We start from the raw sequence: 17,794 nt of genomic DNA, 5'->3' as shown, positions 1-17,794 counted from the left end.
CGGCCGTCTCATTCCGCAGGTCCGGCCCGAGCCACTGCCCGGGCATCTCGAATGCCCAGCGAGGACAGCAACATCGGGGCCGTGACCGTCACCACCACATCCCAGTCGTCGACTGTGCAGTCGACCACCTCGGCGTGCATCCGCTCCGCCACGGCACGCGCGGCAGCGCACGCGGACTCGCTGCCCCGGTCGAGTCCCACTCCAGCGGCCAGGGCCGCAAGATCCGCCGCGGACTGAGCCCGATGCCGCACCGACACCGCCGAACCGAGGTGCAGCAGAGTCGCCGTTATCACCACCAGCGCCGCGAGCCCGAAACACGCGAGCACTGTGGCGGAACCACGCTCGTCGCGAGCATTCATCGCCCACCCCACCCAGCGGCGGTGGGCTCGCGTACCGCGACCGCTTCCGCCGAGATATGCACGAGCGGAAGGAGCGGACTGCGGGCGCGTACGGTGGCGACGACGAGATCCCCCTCCTCGCGCAACACCACGTCGGCGCCCTCAGGAGCCACCCTCGCCGCTGCGGACATCGCCGACTCCCGATCCCCGCGAGCAGCGAGACGAGCCGCTTCACGGGCCGAGTCGACACAGCGAACATGGAGCGTCGCCGCCGTGATCGCTCCGATGCACAGGACGACCACCACCACGATGGACGCGATTGCGATGGCCGCCTCCACCGTGACCGCCCCCGCATCCGAACGCCGCAGCCCCCTCGACTGTGTCATCAGACCGTGGTACTCAGCGCTTTGTCGATGATATTCGTCAGCGCGGTCACAATGCTGTCACCGGTGACCACCGAATAGAGCACCGCACCGAACGCCGCCGCGGCGATCGTGCCGATTGCGTACTCGGCGGTCGACATCCCCTCCTCCTCGACCGCGAGCAGTGTCAGGCGAGCCGTCAGAGCACGCATCGTGTTTACCATCATGTTTCCCCCTTGTTGTACCGGCGCAGTGGATCTGCACCGGGAGTGCGAAGTTAGAGCAGTCCGCCATCGAGAACCCGGGAGGCGAGACCGACGACGACGGGAATGATCCCGAGGCAGATGAAGGCAGGCAGGAAGCACAGACCCAGCGGACCGCTGATCAGCACACCGGCGCGTTCGGCCGAAGCCGCCGCCGAATCCTCGGCCTGGGAGCGACTTTCTGTAGCCAACTCGGTCATCGAGCCTGCCAACGACGATCCTGACCTGGCCGAGCGTCGAGCCATTCGGGCAAGTGATTCAGTGGCCGGATCCGACGCCGCCGACTCCCATGCGGTGGCCGCGTCCGCTCCCAGGGACAGTAGATCCGCCGCTCGGCGCAACGACTCCGACAGCGGTGCTGGAGCCGTGAGCGACACCGCCTCGGCAGCGACCGCGACAGGGAGCCCCGAGCGTAGGCACGCGGCCAGCAGGTCGAAGGTGGCAGCGACGGCGAGCGGGTCCTCGCGCCGGTGTAGATCCTCGCCGTCGTTCTGCACGACCTGGCCACGCTCGCCTTGCAGGCGCGCCCGTGAAGGCCGGCGACCCGGAAGGATGAGAAGTGCTCCGGCCATGAGCGACAGCGTGATCCAGGTCATTGTGTTACCTGCGCGGTGATGCGATCGGTCCACAGCAGTCCCGCACACACCAAGCCCGTCCCCAGCACGGCCAGACCACCGCCCAGTCCGCCGCCGAGCAACACTTCGAGTGGCGCAGCACCCATCATGTGGCCGAGGCCGATGCCCAGGACCGGAAGAGCAGCCAGCACGCTCGCCGTTGCCCTCGCGCCCGCCAGCCCCGCCTCGGTGCGCCCACGAAATCGCCGTCGACCGAGCAGATCAGCGCGCGCCGCCTCGAGTAACTCGGCGAGCGCAAGACCGTGCTTCTCCGCGACGTCCCAGATGTCGGCAATGCGCGCCAGCTCCACTCCGACTCGGGAGTCGTTGATACGCAGTCCATCCGCTGCGGTACCCCCGAGACGCGCGCGTGCCGATGCGGACCGGAAGGCCACCGACACGACACCGGAACCCTCGTCTGCGGCCGTGTCACACGCCGTCGCAGGATGAGCACCGACGCGAAGTTCGGCAGTCACCACCTCGAGACTCGACAGGATCACGCGCAGGTCGGCATCTCTCGCCCGAGCCGCTCGCCGCCGCACATATCTGAAACGAACTGTGGCGCACGCAATCATCGCCGCGAGTACGACGGCGACACCGCCCAGTTCGTAGGAAACGGGAAGGACGAGGAGAGCAGCCGGAATTATGCCGGACACCCTGGCGCGCCTCCGCGGTGGCCGTCGCCCGACAACCGCGAGCAACCGAGTACGGGACAACGCCGAGGGCATCGCGAGGACAGCGCCGGCCAGCACCACGAGACTTGCGATCACGTCGCCACCACACGTTCGGCAGATTCTTCTCCGATGCGGCGGGCGCAGAGTTGCTGCAGGACCGCGGCGCCCGCGTCCGACCCGGTGCCGAAAGTCCAAGCCGGGACGATGGAGACGTATCCCCGGTCGTCACTGGTGACCACACCGATCTGCATCAGCTTCCGAGTTCCATTCGAGGACCGATGCACGTGCAAGATCACTTGGACCGCAGCGGCCAGCTGACTGTGCAGGGCGCTGCGGTCCATTCCGCCCAGCGCGGCGAGGGCTTCGAGCCGGGCGGGCACTTCCTCGGGCGAGTTGGCATGGACGGTTCCCGCACCGCCGTCGTGGCCGGTATTGAGAGCCGTGAGAAGGTCGACGACCTCCGCGCCGCGCACCTCCCCCACAACTATTCGATCAGGACGCATGCGCAGGGACTGGCGCACCAGATCCCGGACGGTCACCTCGCCGACTCCTTCGACGTTGGCCGCCCGCGCCACCAGCCGGACCACGTGCGGATGTCTGGGCGCCAGCTCGGCGGCGTCTTCGACACAGATGATGCGTTCGGCCGGATCGACGGCGCCGAGCAGCGCGGCGAGCAGCGTGGTCTTTCCGGCGCCCGTGCCCCCGGTGACCAGAAAGGCCAGCCGCGCGCGCACCACTGTTCCGAGCAGCGCGTGGGCTTCTTCGGTGAGCGCACCGCCCGACAGCAGCGCGTCGAGGCCCTGAGTGGCCGGCCGCAGCACACGCAGCGACAGGCAGGTTCCACCGTGCGCCACGGGGGCGAGCACTGCGTGGAGCCGCACTCCGAACGAGCCATTGCCCACCCCGCGCAGGCGCCCGTCGACCCAGGGCTGCGCGTCGTCGAGCCGGCGACCGGCTGACAGGGCGAGGCGTTGAGCGAGTCTGCGTACCGCCGCCTCGTCGGCGAATCGTACGTCGGTGCGTTCGAGACCGCGACCCTGATCGACCCACACCTCGTCGGGAGCAGTGACGAGGACATCCGCGACGCCGGGACGCGTGAGCAGGGACTCGAGGGGACCGGCACCCGTCAGCTCGGTCATCAGCACGCGCAACGCACCGAGAAGATCCGTGTCACCCAGCACACCACCGGACTCGGTCCGGATGGCGGCAGCGACCGTTGCCGGGGTCGGCTCCCCCGAGGTGTGGGCGAGGCGTTCGCGGACCCGGTCGAGGAGGTCGGGCGTGACGAGGGAACTCACGCCGCCCACTCCCGCGAACGCGGCCTCTCGGCCGCCGTCTCGAGGATCGCCGATGCCGCAGCGATGAGCGCTGAGCGCCGGCCGGGCTTCAAGCCGCCGTGTTCGAGCATTGCGGTGAGGGAGCGCTCGGCGCGCATGGACGCGATCAGAGGCAGTTCGAGCACCTCCGCCACATCCGCGCCCCGCAGACCTCCCGGCGCCGGGCCGCGCACCACGACACCCTGGTTCGGGTTTCGCTCGGCAATCCACTGCGCGACCTTGCCGGCAGCGATGCAGGCACGGACGGTCGCCGGCACGACGAGGACTACGAGGTCTGCCAGTTCGAGGACCGTTTCGGTGACCGGTCCGGGAAATCTCGACGCGTCACATACGACGAGATTCCCGGCGTACCGACTCGCCTCGATCACCGCGCGTGCCGCTGCCTGCGTGGGCCCCGAGCTTCCGTGGCCGCTGCGACTGCAGGACAGAACCCGTAAGTGCTCGCCGCGTGCGGGGAGCGCGTCTCGGAGTGCGTCGGACGAAATCCGTCCACCCTCGATCGACAGGCCCGACCACCTCAGGCCGGGAACGTCCTCGAGACCGAGGAGCACGTCCAGACCCGACCCCCACGCGTCGGTGTCCACCAGCAGTGTCGTTTCCGCTTGTGCACCGGTGGCGGCACACAGGGCTACCGCCGTTGCCATGGTGGACGCACCGGCACCACCGCAGCCTCCGACGACAGCGACGACGCTGCCGTCCGCCTCCGGCTTCTGAGGCTGCTCACCGAGCACCGTGACCAGAGTGGCTTCGTCTTCCGGTACCGCGAGGACGTGCTCCGCACCGATCGCGGTCGCGATTCGCCATTCGTCGATCCCCGGCGTTCCGTCACACAGCAACACCACCCGACGTCGGCGAGGGAGGCGGTGACACGCGATGGCGGCCCGGGTGTCGAGTACGACGAGGGGAGCATTCCCCCAGGTGTGGTGCGCATCGGCGACCTCGGCTTCGTCGATCCTGCGGTCCGCCGCGGCGGCGACCCGCCGAATGCTGTGCAGCAGTGCAGGGTCTCCGATCAGAACCAGCACTTCGCCACCGATGTCCGTGTCCATGCAGTGAGCGTGCCCGGCACCGCATATGCGCGAAAGGGGCACGGAACGATCTGTGGACAACTTCGACCCTGTGGATAGAAATAGGTACGTCCGTACCATTTTGAGGTATGGACATATCAGAGAATCCTGGCCGCATCTGCCGCGAAAGCCATACCTGCTACAGACAGAGGACGACCCTCGCCAGGGGGGGAGGAGGCGAGGGTCGTCGGCGTTCAGCCCCGGGGGGTCGGGCTGAACATGTCCGAATCAAATCCGGACATCTTTGATAGTACACCTCCCTGGATGTGTATTTGCAAGTTCAACTGTCGAACGATTGTGCCGTGTCGCACGAATGTTTCGAGGCCACTCGCGGTGGCGTCCGGAACGCAGCTTCCCTCCCGAACAGCGCATATCCTGGCAGCTGTGACCGTGAAGCCACAGATAAGTGCAAAGACAGGTCGACACACCGAGACGGGTCGAGTGGCCGCATTTTTCGACCTCGACAAAACGATCATCGCCAAATCGAGCACCCTCGCGTTCAGCAGGCCCTTCTTCGACCAAGGTCTCATCAACCGGCGGTCCGTCCTCAAGAGCAGCTACGCCCAGTTTCTGTTCCTTCTGTCCGGGGCCGACCACGATCAGATGGAGCGCATGCGTGCCTACCTGACGAGCATGTGCACGGGGTGGAATGTGGAACAGGTCCGGGCCGTCGTCGCCGAGACACTGCACGACATCGTCGACCCCCTCGTGTTCGCCGAGGCCGCCGACCTCATGGCGGATCACAAGCTGCGGGGCCACGACGTGGTCGTGGTGTCGGCGTCGGGCGAGGAGGTGGTGACACCGATCGCCGAAGCGTTGGGAGCTACCCGCAGCATCGCCACGCGCATGGCCGTGAAGGAAGGGCTCTACACGGGCGAGGTGGAGTTCTACTGCTACGGCGAAGGAAAAGTGGAAGCCATCGTCGAACTGGCCGAGAAGAACGGCTACGACCTGTCGTCCTGTTATGCCTATTCCGACTCCGTCACCGACCTCCCCATGTTGACGTCAGTGGGGCACCCGACCGCGGTCAATCCCGACCGTGCCCTACGAAAAGTAGCGTCCGGAAACGGTTGGCCCATACTGACTTTCTCCAATCCGGTGTCCCTCCGAGCACGCCTCCAGTCCCCGTCGGCGACGACGGTCGCCACCACCGCAGCGGTCAGCATCGGCGCCCTCGTCGCTGGCGCATTCACCTACGGAGTAATGCGCCGCAAGCGCTGACGGGTGACAACACCCGACACGGCCACAAACCGAATTTGACACTTGCTGTGAGGTGGGTCACGGGGTACAAAGGAGTTACGGAAGAACGGAAGGCCAAGATCGACCCGGAAGAGAAGGATCGATCTCCCGACCGCGATTCCCGGCACGGGCACTAGGTACCCACGCGGAGCACAAGCCACTATAAGGGCAGAAGCGTTGTGGGCCTGCGAGACTCGCGTTTCATCGGCAAGGACCCTGCACCGGTTGCAGGGACGACCCGACGATCGTCGAACTCTCGCCGAGGCCACCCACACAACCCACCGAGCACGCTTGGTAACCGGTAGTCCGCGCTGACGGGCGGCGAAGTCGACGAGAGTCGGCAGCGCCGCCCGTTTCGTGTGACGCTCGCGTCAGGTCGCTGCCGCCTCGGCGATGGACATCGCCTCCCGCGCACCTGCCTCCAGCGCCCCACAGCACAGAATCACCCAGCTGCCGACCCCCTCCGCGGCACCGGATGCGAAGGCGCCGATCCCGTTGCGGTACGCCTGCTGGCGGCGAAACCAGCTCACTTCCGGCACACCGAGGTTGTGGGGGTCGAGGCCGCTGGACACGCACACCAACCGTGATGCCGCTCGGGCGACGACACCGTCGCCGACACCGAAGGGCTTCAACGCCAACAGTTCGCCGTGCACCACCGCGGCAAGGACCGGTGCCGGTGCCGTTGTCTCTCCGGTGACGAGTTGCGCGAGACCATCCAACCGCTCGGCCACCCCGGCGGCCGGGCGGGGCCTGCCCAGCAGCTCCGGATCCTCCACGAGGTCTGCGGCGGCGAGGAGGTGAAGCCTCGCCAGCGCTTGCAGCGGAGCGCGCTGCCACGTCGACTGCAGTAGACCCAGCGCATCCCCGTCGAGCGCCTGACCGACACGCAGTGCACCCGACAGGATCGGATCCGCGACCTCGCCCGGCGCCGGCAGTTCCGTGCGTCCACCGTCGAGTGAGGCCGACGCGCGAGCAGCCCGGACGGCTGCCTCCGCCGCCGTGGTCGGCCAACCACGGCGGTTGGTCTTGTGGCGATGCACCTCCCCGAGCGCGTCGCGCGCACGGTCGGCGGCGTCGCGGACACCGGGAAGGTCGACGAGGGGTTGCAACGGGTCACTCACGTCTGAGAACGCTACCCGGCACCGAGTCGTCCTCAGGCGCCGAGCCGGATCGATCCACCCGGGATGGCCGCGAGCAGTTTCCGCGTATAGGCCGCCTTGGGCGAGCGAAACACCTCGTCGGTAGTGGCCTTCTCTACGATGGCGCCCGCCGACATGACCACGACGTCGTCGGCGATCTGCCGCACCACCGCGAGGTCGTGAGTAATAAACAGGTACGTCAACCCCAGTTCTGCCTGCAGGTCGTTGAGCAGGGTGAGGATCTGATCCTGTACCAGCACGTCCAGCGCCGACACCGCCTCGTCACACACCACCATCTCGGGTTGCAGCGCCAGCGCACGGGCGATCGCCACACGCTGGCGCTGCCCGCCGGAAAGCTCGTTCGGGAATCTCCGCATCACCGACGCAGGCAACGCGACCTTGTCCAGCAGGTCCCGCACCCGGGCCTCCCGCTCCTTGCGGGTACCCACCTTGTGCGTGCGCAGAGGTTCTTCGATGGTGCGGAAGATGGAGTACATCGGGTCGAGGGTGCCGTACGGATTCTGGAAGATGGGTTGTACGCGGCGCCGGAAAGCCAGCGTCTCCCTCCGGTCGAGTGTCGCGACATCCTTACCGTCGAAGACCACGTGCCCCGACGTCGGGGCCAACAGTCCGAGCACCATGTGCGCCACGGTCGACTTGCCCGACCCGGACTCACCGACGAGTGCGGTCGTCGTTCCCCGGCGGACCGCGAACGAGACGTCGTCGACGGCCTTGAACTCGGTGGATCTCCGTAAGCCGTGACGGATGGTGAAGACTTTGTTCAGTCGGGTCACCACCACCACATCATCGGTGACCTCACCGAACTCGCCCTCGAGCGCACTGTGCTGCTCCGCCTCACCGACCACCTCGAGTGCCTGATCCCGGATGTCGGCCCGCGCGAGCGAAGAGCTGCGTCGCTGGGAGGCCAGCGAGGGCGCTGCGGTGACGAGTCTCTGCGTATAGGGGTGTTGCGGGCGCTGCAGGATCTCGAGGGCGGGCCCGGACTCCACGACGCGGCCCTTGCTCATCACCACGAGATGCTCCGCCCGCTCGGCCGCGAGACCGAGGTCGTGGGTGATGAGAAGTACTGCCGTCCCCAGCTCACTGGTGAGCCCGTCCAGGTGATCGAGTATCTGTCGCTGGACGGTGACGTCGAGGGCAGACGTCGGTTCGTCGGCGATGAGCAACTGCGGGCGGGCCGACAGTCCGATGGCGATGAGCGCCCGCTGTCGCATGCCACCCGAGAACTCGTGTGGATACTGCCCCAACCGGTCTTCGGCATCGGCGAGCCCGGCCTCTTCGAGGAGTTCGGCCGCGCGGATCCTCGCGGCCTTCCCCTGCGCGATCCCGTTGGCCGACAGTGCTTCCCGGATCTGGAAGCCCACTTTCCACACCGGATTGAGGTTGGACATCGGGTCCTGCGGAACGAGGCCGATCTTCTGTCCACGCAAGGCGACGAAGTCTCGCTCCGGGGCACCCGCCAGGTCACGTCCTGCGAAGAGAATCCGGCCGCCGGTGACCTTCCCCGCACCGGGCAGCAGATCGATGACGGCGTGCGCAATCGTGGACTTTCCCGACCCCGACTCACCGACGATCGCCACCGTCTGCCCTGGATACACGGTGAGACTCACCCCCCGCACCGCCGGAACCGAACCCGAACGGGACGCGAAGGTGACCTCCAGGTCTCGGATATCGAGCAGCGGCGCCTCGTCGGCCGTAGCCATCGGTCCCGTGGTTTCGTTCGGGGACATCACGCTCACCGCTTCCGCGCCCTGGGGTCGAGCGCATCCCGGAGAGCGTCGCCCATCATGATGAAGCCGAGCACCGTAATCGCCAGCGCGGCAGCCGGGTAGAACAAAATTGCCGACCCTTGACGGAGTGTCACCTGCGCAGTGCTGATATCCCCGCCCCATGAGATCTCGGAGGACGGGAGGCCGATACCCAGGAACGACAGCGTCGCCTCGGCCACGATGTAGACACCCAGCGAGATGGTCGCGATGACAATGATCGGCGCCAGGGAATTCGGCAGGATATGACGCAGCAGCGTCCGGAAGTTCGAGACGCCGAGCGCCCTCGACGCCATGACATAGTCGTTGTTCTTGGCCGAGAGGACCGCCCCGCGAGCGATTCTCGCCATCTGGGGCCAGCCGAAGAGGGCGAGTACGACGATCAGCGTCCAGATACTGCGATTCGCGAACAACTGCATGAGAACGATAGCAGCGAGAATGAGCGGGACACCGAAGAAGATGTCGGCTACCCGCGACAGCAACGAATCGGCCCAGCCTCCGTAATATCCGGCGAGGGAGCCGAATACGACGCCGACAAGTAAGACGATCGTGGTGACCCCCACGCCGACCAGCACCGACGCGCGGGCCCCGTAGATGGTGCGGGAATAGATGTCACATCCCTGCTTGTCGAAACCGAACCAGTGGCCCGAGGACGGGCCGCGCATGCTGAACGCAAGGTCGCAGAACCGTGGGTCGGTGCCGGTGAACAGGCTCGGGAAGGCGGCTACGGCGATGACGACGAGAATGATGACGGACGCGACGACGAACAGGGGACGTCGGCGCAGATCGCGCCAGGCATCCGACCACACACTCGTGGGCGGCTGATCGAGGGACACGGTGTCGGTCTCCCCCGGCGGCGCGACCTCCTCGGGAGCGACGAAGTGTGATTGGCGAATCTTCCGGTCTCCGGTCTGGGGCGACTCGTCGTTGACCACTTTCTCAGACATAACGGATCCTCGGATCGAGTGCGGCGTACAGGAGATCGACGATCAGGTTGGCCAGCAGGTAGATGACGATCAAGACGGTGACGAACGAAACGACCGTGGGCGCCTCCCCCCGGGTGACCGCCTGGTAAATCGTGCCGCCGACTCCGTTGATGTTGAAGATGCCCTCGGTGACGATCGCCCCACCCATCAAGGTGGCGAGGTCGGCACCCAGGAAGGTCACGACGGGGATGAGCGAGTTCCGCAATACATGCACCTGCACGACTCTGCGCCGCGAAAGCCCCTTGGCGGTGGCTGTTCTCACGTAGTCGGCCGTCAGATTCTCGGCCACCGAGGTGCGGGTGAGCCGCAGCACGTACGCGAAAGACACCGACCCGAGGACGAAGGCCGGGAGCAGAAGATTGACGAAGCTGGTATTGCCCCCCACCGTCGGCGGTACCCATCCCCACTTCACCCCGATGAAGAACTGGGCAAGGAACCCGATGACGAAGATCGGGACCGCGATGATCACGAGGCTGACCAGCAACACGGTGCTGTCGAAGAGGCCGCCCTTGTGCAGTCCCGCAAACAGCCCGAACCCGATTCCGAAGAGCCCTTCGATGGCAAGTGCCATCAGAGACAGCTTGATGGTGATCGGAAACGCCTGCGCCAGAACCTCACTGACCGGACGACCCGAGAAGGATGTGCCGAAGTCGAGCGTGAAGATGCCTTCGAGATAGAGGAAGTACTGCATCAGGAACGGTTGATCGAGGTGGTACCGGGCGCGGAGTTGGGCTGTGACGGCGGGACTCAGCGCCTTGTCGCCGGCGAGCGCGGCGATCGGGTCACCGGGCAGGAGAAACACCATCGCGTAGATCAGGAAGGTCGACCCGAGGAACACAGGAATCATCTGGAGCACACGGCGGCCGATGTACCAGAGCATCGGGTCCCTTCCTCTCCGCAGGCCGGTGACGGCGGAGGCTCGCCCCACCCCGTCGGCGACTCCGGTGTCAGTTCTTCTCGATGTCCGAATACATCGGGATACCCTTCCAGTCGATCGTCACGTTCGACACGTTCTCCGACCAGCCGCTCGCGGCATTGCGGTACCACGTGGGAACAGCGGGAAGATCCCTCAATAGAACTTCCTGCGCCTCGTCGAGCAAATCCTGAGCCTTGCCCGGATCGACCTCGCCGGCCGATGCGCGCAGCAGCCGGTCGAACTCCGGATTGGAGTAGTCGCCGTCGTTCGAGCTGCCGCCTGTCTGGTAGTTCTGCGCGAGGAAGCCGTACTGCTGGGGGTAGTCGCCCTGCCATCCCGAACGGAATGCGGACGGGATCGTGCGGTTGGTGGCCTCGGTCCGGATTTGAGCGAAGGTCGGATATTCCTTGCCCTTCGCGTCGATGCCCAGCGTGTTGCGGATGCTGTTGGCCGTGGCATCGACCCATTCCCTGTGCCCGCCGTCGCCGTTGTACGCGATCTCGAAACTGCCGGTCCACGGCGCAATGGCGTCGGCCTGCGCCCACAGTCTTTTCGCAGCCTCGGGGTCGAACTTCAGATTGCCGTTACCGGCGAGCGAATCCGACCAACCCTCGATGGCGGGACTGGTGAAGTCGAGAGCCGGAGTACGGGTGTTGTTGTAGATCTGTTCCGTGATCTGGTCGCGGTTGATCGCCATCGAGATGGCCTGACGACGGAGGGTGCCTTCCTCACCACTGAAGTGCGGCAGACGCCCCGGAATGGTGAAGGTCTCGATGGTCGCGGACGGCTGGTTCACGGTGCGACCCGGCAGATCCGACTCGAAGGTGGTGACTGCGCTCGGCGGAACCTGGTCGAGAACATCGACGTTGCCGGCCAGCAGATCGGTGTAGGCGGTGTCGAGGCTGTTGTACATGATGAAGTCGACACCGTCGTTCTTCGGCTTCCGATTGCCGTCGTAATCGGGGTTGGTGACGGTGTCGATCCGCACGTTGTGCTGCCAAGCACCGGGTCCGGCCAGCTTGTACGGCCCGTTTCCGACCGGGTTCTCGCCGAACGCTGCCATGTCATCGAACGCCACCTGGGGCAGGGGGAAGTACGCGGCGAATCCGAGTCGATCAGGGAACGCCGACTCCGGTTGCTTCAGCTCGATCGTGAAGGTGGTGTCGTCCACCACCTTCAGTCCGGACATCGTCTGGGCCGTCGGGTTCTCGGCCGCCACCTCGTCGTAGCCCTGGATCGGGTCGAAGAAGGATGCCTGGAGCTGCGCATTGGTGGACAGCGCGCCGTAGTTCCATGCGTCGACGAACGACGATGCCGTGACGGGTGACCCGTCCGTGAAGGTCCAGCCGTCCTTCAGCGTCACGGTGAATGTCTTACCGTCCGTGGTGTCGATGGACTCGGCCACTTCGTTGGTAATTGCACCGTGGGCGTCGTACGAGACGAGGCCGGCGAACAGGGCATCGATGACACGGCCGCCCTGGTTCTCACTCGTATTGGTGGGGATCAGAGGATTCTGCGGCTCACCCGCCCAAGCATTGACGATCCCGCTTCCTCCTCCGCCCGAGGATTCACCGGAAGAGCAGGCGGACAGCATTCCCGCTGCAATGCCCACCGCCAGAACAGCAGTTGCCACGCGTGTCCTACGCACAACGGTCCTCCAGCCCCGGTGGAATGATGGGACGACGATAGTCACGTTACGGCTCCGCGGGGCCGGAGACGCAGAATCTCGTCGAAATGCCGTCTCGGCGAATCTTCGACCGGGACAGTTCGACCGTTCGGCCGCCGAGGAATACCGTCCGGCGCGCCGAAAGGACCGATCGTCGCAGAACACGGGCATGCAACCTCGTGCAACGGTGCGCTCCCGAGCCCTTGTGACTACCCTCACACGTGCTAGAACTGCCGTTTTCGAGACTGGAAAGAAGGCCGGGCCACAATGACCAGTGCAGCACAGGCGAACGGATCGACGGAGAAATCCGCACAGCCGGATGCCGTCCCGCAGGTGTACCCGCCGAGCCCCGAGTTCACCGCGACCGCGAACGCCGGACCCGAACTCCAGGCCGAGGCAGATGCCGATCGACTCGCATTCTGGGCGAAACAGGCGCAACGACTGCACTGGCACGCACCATTCACCGAAGTCCTCGACTGGTCAAATGCCCCCGTGGCGAAGTGGTTCGTCGGCGGCCGGCTCAACGTCGCATTCAACTGCGTCGACCGCCACGTCCTCGAAGGCAACGGCGACCGCGTCGCCATCCACTTCGAGGGCGAACCCGGCGACACCCGCGACCTCACCTACCACGACCTCCTCACCGAAGTGAGCAAGGCGGCCAACACCTTCAGCGACCTCGGACTGGTCCCCGGCGACCGCGTCGCCATCTACATGCCGATGATCCCCGAGGCCATCGTCACCATGCTCGCCTGTGCACGCCTGGGCCTGACCCATTCCGTCGTCTTCGCCGGTTTCTCCGCCAGCGCCCTGCGCTCCCGCATCGACGACGCCGAAGCCAAACTCGTCGTCACCGTCGACGGCCAATGGCGCCGAGGCCAGGCGGCCCCCCTCAAACCCTCGGTCGACGACGCTGTCGACGGCGCCGAATCCGTCAGGAACGTGCTCGTCGTCAAACGCACCGGCATCGACGTCGATATGGCCCAGGGCCGGGACCTGTGGTGGCACGACACCGTCGAGAAAGCCTCCGACACCCACGAGCCGAAGCCGTTCGACTCCGAACATCCCCTGTTCATCCTCTACACCTCCGGCACCACCGGAAAGCCCAAGGGCATCATCCACACCTCCGGCGGCTACCTCACCCAGGCCTCCTACACCCACCACAACGTCTTCGACCACAAAGTCGGACAGGACGTGTACTGGTGCACCGCCGACATCGGCTGGGTCACCGGGCACAGCTACATCGTCTACGGACCGCTGTCCAACGGCGTCACCCAGGTGGTCTACGAAGGCACCCCGAACTCCCCCGACGAGCACCGCCACTTCCAGATCATCGAAAAGTACGGTGTCAGCATCTACTACACCGCTCCCACCCTGGTGCGTACCTTCATGAAGTGGGGCCGGGAGATCCCCGACGCCCACGACCTGTCCTCGATCCGGCTCCTCGGCAGCGTCGGCGAACCCATCAACCCCGAGGCGTGGAAGTGGTTCCGTGAGGTGATCGGCGGAAACACGGCACCGATCGTCGACACCTGGTGGCAGACCGAGACCGGGGCGATCATGATCTCGCCGCTCCCCGGCATCACCGCCACCAAACCCGGATCCGCCATGGCACCGCTGCCCGGCATCTCCGCCAAGATCGTCGACGACGACGCCAAGGAACTCGGCAACGGCGAATCCGGCTACCTGGTGCTCGACAAGCCGTGGCCGGCGATGCTGCGCGGTATCTGGGGCGACATGGACCGCTACCGCGACACCTACTGGTCCCGCTACCCCGATCAGGGCTGGTACTTCGCCGGTGACGGCGCCAAGTACGACGAAGACGGCGCCCTGTGGGTCCTCGGCCGCGTCGACGACGTCATGAACGTTTCCGGCCACCGCATCTCCACCTCCGAGGTCGAATCCGCCCTCGTCGGACACCACGGAGTCGCCGAAGCCGCCGTCGTCGGAGCCGCCGACGAGACCACCGGCCAGGGCATCGTCGCGTTCGTCATCCTCCGCGAAGGTGTCGAGAACACCGGCGACGACCTGATCGCCGAACTCAAAGCCGAGGTCGCGCGAGAAATCAGCCCCATCGCGAAGCCGCGGCAGATCACCGTCGTCCCGGAACTACCCAAGACCCGCTCCGGCAAAATCATGCGTCGACTACTCAAGGACATCGCCGAAGGCCGCGACCTCGGCGACACCTCCACCCTCGTCGACCCCAAGGTCTTCGACGCCATCCGCGGCAAGTAGGGCGCTTCGCGCCCCGTGCGCCTTTTTGGGCTCTACTGCTGTGATCGTGGGTGGAGTTCGGTGCGGGTGAGGGCGCACGCCGTTGTCCCAGTAGCGTTCTGGCTTGTCTAGGGTCAGTCGGCTACATATGTGGGGAACGGCGTGCGCGAAGCCAGGATATGGCGTCAGGTGTTGGGTGTCGAAAAGACGGTGATCGAGGGCGTCGATTTCGACGACACGGCCGGGGCGGTGATCGTCGCGGTCCGGCCGCAGGCCCGGGCCCGGTCCCGGTGCGGGGTGTGTGGTCGTCGGAGCCCCGGTTACGACGGTGGCACCGGTCGGCGGCGGTGGCGCGGCCCGGACTGCGGCCTGGTCCGCACCTTCGTCGAGGCCGACGCACCGCGGGTGTGCTGCCGCGAACACGGAGTCACGGTGGCCGCGGTGCCCTGGGCCCGGCACCGGGCCGGGCACACCTACGCGTTCGACCAGACGGTGGCGTGGCTCGCCACCCATACCTCGAAGGCCGCGACGTGTGAGTTGATGCGCACCGCGTGGCGCACGGTCGGGACGATCGTGGACCGGGTGTGGGCCGACACCACACCCGCCCGGGACCCGCTGGCGGGGCTGCGGCGGATCGGGATCGACGAGATCTCGTACAAGAAGGGCCACAAGTATCTGACGGTCGTCGTCGACCACGACTCCGGCCGGCTGGTGTGGGCGGCCCCGGGCCGTGACGCGGCGACCCTGTCCGGGTTCTTCGACCTGCTCGGGCCCGAACGGTGCGCGAAGATCACCCACGTCACCTCGGACGCGGCCGGATGGATCGGGTCGGTGGTGACCCGGTTCTGCCCGGATGCGGTGCGCTGCGCGGATCCGTTCCATGTGGTCGCCTGGGCCACCGAGGCCCTCGACACGGTGCGGCGGGCGGCGTGGAACCGGGCACGGTCCACCGAGAACGCCTCCCGCGGCGGTGGGTGGAAACCGCGGCGTCGCCCGAAGGCCGGCCCGGCTCGGTCGGTCAAACGCAGCCGGTGGGCGTTGCTGAAGAACCCGGACGCCCTCACCGCGCAGCAGCAGGCGGTGCTGCGGTGGATCGAACTCCACGATCCGGTCCTGCACCGCGGCTACCGGCTCAAGGAGAGTTTGCGGTTGATCTTCCAGCTCCCGGTCGAGCAGGCCGCTGCCGAACTCGACCGCTGGATCGACTGGGCCCGGCGGTGCCGGATCCCGGCGTTCGTCGCGTTGCAGAAAAGCATCCTCGTCCACAGACCCGCGATCCTCGCCGCCATCGAGCACGGGCTCTCGAACGGTCGGATCGAATCGGTCAATACCAAGATTCGCCTCATCACCCGCCGCGGATTCGGGTTCCACACCCCCGAGGCCGTCATCGCACTCGCGATGCTCAGCCTCGGGGGCGCCCGCCCACAATTACCCGGCCGAATCCACCCACGAATGAGTCAGTAGAGCCCCTTTTTGGTAGCTCCCACTACCAGAAAGGCGCACGGGCGGCGGAGCCGCTTACACCCGGGCAGCCCACTGACCGCTAGCCTTCTCGTAGCGAATCTCGCAAACGCGGGAATCGGTGACGGCAGCACGGCCGACGCGATGAAGGTCGGGCTGCTCGTGACATCGTCGGCAGTTACTGTGACGACGGTGTCGGGCACACATGGCCACAACGAAGACTCGGACGTGCAAGAGCTACCTGGAGGGGTCGACAAGTGAGCATCACTCACGGCAAGGGAGACAGCCCGCGTTACACGGGAGACGGGGTGCCGAACACGGTGTCGTCGATCCCGCTCACCGACGCGGACATTTCACCGTCCGGCGAGGTGACCATCGGCACACTGGTCAAGCACGCAACCGCGCAGGTCTCCACGCTCGTGCGCGCCGAGGTGGAGCTCGCGAAGGCCGAGGTGACCGGCGAGGTCAAGAAGGGTCTGCAGGGCAGTCTGTTCTTCATTCTCGCGTTCACCGTGCTGCTGTTCAGCTCGTTCTTCTTCTTCTTTTTCCTCGCCGAACTCCTCGACGTCTGGATTGCACGCTGGCTGGCCTTCCTCATCGTCTTCCTGATCATGGTCGTCGTCACGGCGATTCTGGGTCTGCTCGGCTATCTGCGGGTCCGCAAACTACGTGCACCGGAAAAGACGATCGATTCCCTCAAGCAGGCCAGATCCGTGCTCCCGACGTCGTACTCCGATGCGGAGGCCCACCTCGCGTCTCCCAGCGGACGACACGCACGATAGTTCCGTCCGGTGGCACCACCCGATCCGTCAACCGTCCGTTTCGACGGCCCGTGGATTCACCGTGACATCCATGCCAACGGAATCCGTTTCCACACCGTCGAGGTCGGCGCATCCGCCCCGGATGCGCCGCTCGTCGTCCTGCTGCACGGATTCGCGGACTTCTGGTGGTCGTGGCGACATCAGCTGATCGCCTTGTCCGACGAGGGTGTCCGCGCCGTGGCCGTCGACCTCCGCGGTTACGGCGACTCCGACAAACCTCCCCGCGGCTATGACGGCTGGACCCTGGCCGGTGACATCGCGGGCCTGATCCGGGCGATGGGCTACAGCGAGGCCACGCTGGTGGGGCACGCCGACGGCGGCTTGGTCTGCTGGGCTACCGCGGTGCTCCACGCGCGTCTGGTGCGGTCGATCGCACTGATCAGCTCCCCACACCCGATCGCCCTGAAGCAGGCGGTTCTCCGCGACCGTCACCAGCGCAAGGCCGTTCTGCCCCCGTTCGTGTCCTACCAGTTGCCGTGGCGGCCCGAACGGCGGCTCACGCGTGACGGTGGGGCCGAAGTCGAGCGTGTGATCGTCGAACGGTCGGGGCCGGCGTGGCCGAAGTCTCCGGAATTCGACCTCGTGATGTCCCGGATGCGGTCGGCGATCCAGATTCCCGGCACCGCGCACTGCACGCTGGAATATCAGCGATGGGCGTTCCGTAGCCAGTTCCGCCCGGACGGCCGCCGGTTCATGGCCTCGATGGATCAAACGCTGCGGATACCCGTACTCCACCTCCACGGTGACCTCGACCCCTACGTGCTCGCCGACACCGTGCGGCGCAGCCGTCGCTTCGCCCCCGCACAGCAGCTCGACACGATTCCCGGTGTCGGGCACTACGCGCACTGGGAAGCGCCCGAGCGAGTGAACTCCGCCCTGCAGGGGCTGGTCTCGACGCGCCGCGTGTAGGGCT

The 17,794-nt window shown here is 66.3% G+C and carries 17 protein-coding genes and 1 pseudogene; 6 read left to right on the top strand and 12 right to left on the bottom strand.

The features are described from left to right. Positions 1-8: 8 nt before the first annotated feature. From GFS60_RS03415 to ssd, 7 genes are read right to left on the bottom strand one after another with little or no spacing between them, the layout of a single operon-like run. Positions 9-359, bottom strand: coding sequence for an Rv3654c family TadE-like protein (locus GFS60_RS03415; protein ID WP_159918989.1), 351 nt, complete (start codon positions 357-359; stop codon positions 9-11). Further along, on the bottom strand, positions 356-724 hold the full coding sequence (locus tag GFS60_RS03410) for a TadE family type IV pilus minor pilin (protein WP_159918988.1): 369 nt from the start codon (positions 722-724) through the stop codon (positions 356-358). Before GFS60_RS03410 ends, GFS60_RS03415 begins: the two co-directional genes overlap by 4 nt. Further along, complete coding sequence (locus GFS60_RS03405) at positions 724-927, bottom strand: DUF4244 domain-containing protein (RefSeq protein ID WP_159918987.1); 204 nt, start codon at positions 925-927, stop codon at positions 724-726. Before GFS60_RS03405 ends, GFS60_RS03410 begins: the two co-directional genes overlap by 1 nt. A gap of 50 nt (positions 928-977) precedes the next feature. Next, a complete protein-coding gene (locus GFS60_RS03400; protein ID WP_159918986.1) occupies positions 978-1,559 on the bottom strand; it encodes a type II secretion system F family protein in 582 nt (193 codons plus the stop codon). Beyond that, on the bottom strand, positions 1,556-2,347 hold the full coding sequence (locus tag GFS60_RS03395) for a type II secretion system F family protein (RefSeq protein ID WP_236603365.1): 792 nt from the start codon (positions 2,345-2,347) through the stop codon (positions 1,556-1,558). The genes GFS60_RS03400 and GFS60_RS03395 overlap by 4 nt, the downstream gene beginning before the upstream one ends. After that, complete coding sequence (locus tag GFS60_RS03390) at positions 2,344-3,549, bottom strand: TadA family conjugal transfer-associated ATPase (protein WP_374436120.1); 1,206 nt, start codon at positions 3,547-3,549, stop codon at positions 2,344-2,346. Before GFS60_RS03390 ends, GFS60_RS03395 begins: the two co-directional genes overlap by 4 nt. Beyond that, positions 3,546-4,637, bottom strand: a complete 1,092-nt coding sequence (ssd, locus tag GFS60_RS03385; protein WP_159918984.1) for a septum site-determining protein Ssd — start codon at positions 4,635-4,637, stop codon at positions 3,546-3,548. Before ssd ends, GFS60_RS03390 begins: the two co-directional genes overlap by 4 nt. 402 nt (positions 4,638-5,039) lie before the next feature. Here ssd and GFS60_RS03380 point away from each other — a divergent pair, with 402 nt between their 5' ends. Further along, positions 5,040-5,876, top strand: coding sequence for an HAD family hydrolase (locus GFS60_RS03380; RefSeq protein ID WP_159918983.1), 837 nt, complete (start codon positions 5,040-5,042; stop codon positions 5,874-5,876). A 389-nt stretch (positions 5,877-6,265) separates the two neighbouring features. Here GFS60_RS03380 and GFS60_RS03375 read toward each other — a convergent pair whose 3' ends face one another. The 5 genes from GFS60_RS03375 to GFS60_RS03355 all read right to left on the bottom strand — a co-directional run bounded on the left by GFS60_RS03375 (position 6,266) and on the right by GFS60_RS03355 (position 12,370). After that, the gene (locus tag GFS60_RS03375) at positions 6,266-7,015 is read right to left on the bottom strand and encodes an oxidoreductase (protein WP_159918982.1); all 750 of its coding nucleotides are present in this window, start codon (positions 7,013-7,015) and stop codon (positions 6,266-6,268) included. 32 nt (positions 7,016-7,047) lie between these two features. Next, positions 7,048-8,793 carry a dipeptide ABC transporter ATP-binding protein gene (locus tag GFS60_RS03370; RefSeq protein WP_159918981.1) on the bottom strand — a complete coding sequence of 582 codons (1,746 nt, stop codon included), beginning with the start codon at positions 8,791-8,793 and terminating at the stop codon, positions 7,048-7,050. Further along, positions 8,790-9,767, bottom strand: coding sequence for an ABC transporter permease (locus GFS60_RS03365; RefSeq protein ID WP_159918980.1), 978 nt, complete (start codon positions 9,765-9,767; stop codon positions 8,790-8,792). Before GFS60_RS03365 ends, GFS60_RS03370 begins: the two co-directional genes overlap by 4 nt. Then, positions 9,760-10,686 (bottom strand): ABC transporter permease, encoded by a 927-nt coding sequence (locus tag GFS60_RS03360; RefSeq protein ID WP_109326367.1) that lies wholly within the window; start codon positions 10,684-10,686, stop codon positions 9,760-9,762. The genes GFS60_RS03365 and GFS60_RS03360 overlap by 8 nt, the downstream gene beginning before the upstream one ends. Before the next feature lie 67 nt (positions 10,687-10,753). Next, complete coding sequence (locus tag GFS60_RS03355; RefSeq protein ID WP_159918979.1) at positions 10,754-12,370, bottom strand: peptide ABC transporter substrate-binding protein; 1,617 nt, start codon at positions 12,368-12,370, stop codon at positions 10,754-10,756. Positions 12,371-12,655: 285 nt separating this feature from the next. Between GFS60_RS03355 and acs the strand changes: the two genes are divergently transcribed. The 5 genes and pseudogenes from acs to GFS60_RS03335 all read left to right on the top strand — a co-directional run bounded on the left by acs (position 12,656) and on the right by GFS60_RS03335 (position 17,790). Beyond that, positions 12,656-14,620, top strand: a complete 1,965-nt coding sequence (gene acs / locus GFS60_RS03350; RefSeq protein WP_159918978.1) for an acetate--CoA ligase — start codon at positions 12,656-12,658, stop codon at positions 14,618-14,620. Positions 14,621-14,761: 141 nt separating this feature from the next. Beyond that, on the top strand, positions 14,762-16,063 hold the full coding sequence (locus tag GFS60_RS03345; protein WP_159918917.1) for an ISL3 family transposase: 1,302 nt from the start codon (positions 14,762-14,764) through the stop codon (positions 16,061-16,063). Positions 16,064-16,138: 75 nt separating this feature from the next. Next, positions 16,139-16,321 (top strand): annotated as a pseudogene (gene nhaA / locus GFS60_RS38920) (Na+/H+ antiporter NhaA); the annotation flags it as partial. Further along, positions 16,318-16,842: a phage holin family protein gene (locus GFS60_RS03340; protein WP_159918977.1), complete on the top strand. Its 525-nt coding sequence runs from the start codon at positions 16,318-16,320 to the stop codon at positions 16,840-16,842. The pseudogene nhaA and the gene GFS60_RS03340, both read left to right, overlap by 4 nt. Positions 16,843-16,851: 9 nt before the next feature. After that, positions 16,852-17,790, top strand: coding sequence for an alpha/beta fold hydrolase (locus GFS60_RS03335; protein ID WP_159918976.1), 939 nt, complete (start codon positions 16,852-16,854; stop codon positions 17,788-17,790). Positions 17,791-17,794: the final 4 nt, after the last annotated feature.

Source organism: Rhodococcus sp. WAY2 (assembly GCF_009859915.1).
GTDB classification, from domain to species: Bacteria; Actinomycetota; Actinomycetes; order Mycobacteriales; family Mycobacteriaceae; genus Rhodococcus_F; species Rhodococcus_F oxybenzonivorans.
Note: the sequence above shows the minus strand (reverse complement) of the source record. Positions and strands in the feature narration are given on the sequence as shown.

Bases quoted from the DNA above. Each gene is read 5' to 3' on its own strand.
- GFS60_RS03365 (WP_159918980.1), bottom strand. From the start codon at position 9,767: ATGTCTGAGAAAGTGGTCAACGACGAGTCGCCCCAGACCGGAGACCGG.
- ssd (WP_159918984.1), bottom strand. From the start codon at position 4,637: ATGGACACGGACATCGGTGGCGAAGTGCTGGTTCTGATCGGAGACCCT.
- GFS60_RS03410 (WP_159918988.1), bottom strand. From the start codon at position 724: ATGACACAGTCGAGGGGGCTGCGGCGTTCGGATGCGGGGGCGGTCACG.
- GFS60_RS03400 (WP_159918986.1), bottom strand. From the start codon at position 1,559: ATGACCTGGATCACGCTGTCGCTCATGGCCGGAGCACTTCTCATCCTT.
- GFS60_RS03360 (WP_109326367.1), bottom strand. From the start codon at position 10,686: ATGCTCTGGTACATCGGCCGCCGTGTGCTCCAGATGATTCCTGTGTTC.
- GFS60_RS03415 (WP_159918989.1), bottom strand. From the start codon at position 359: ATGAATGCTCGCGACGAGCGTGGTTCCGCCACAGTGCTCGCGTGTTTC.
- GFS60_RS03405 (WP_159918987.1), bottom strand. From the start codon at position 927: ATGATGGTAAACACGATGCGTGCTCTGACGGCTCGCCTGACACTGCTC.
- acs (WP_159918978.1), top strand. From the start codon at position 12,656: ATGACCAGTGCAGCACAGGCGAACGGATCGACGGAGAAATCCGCACAG.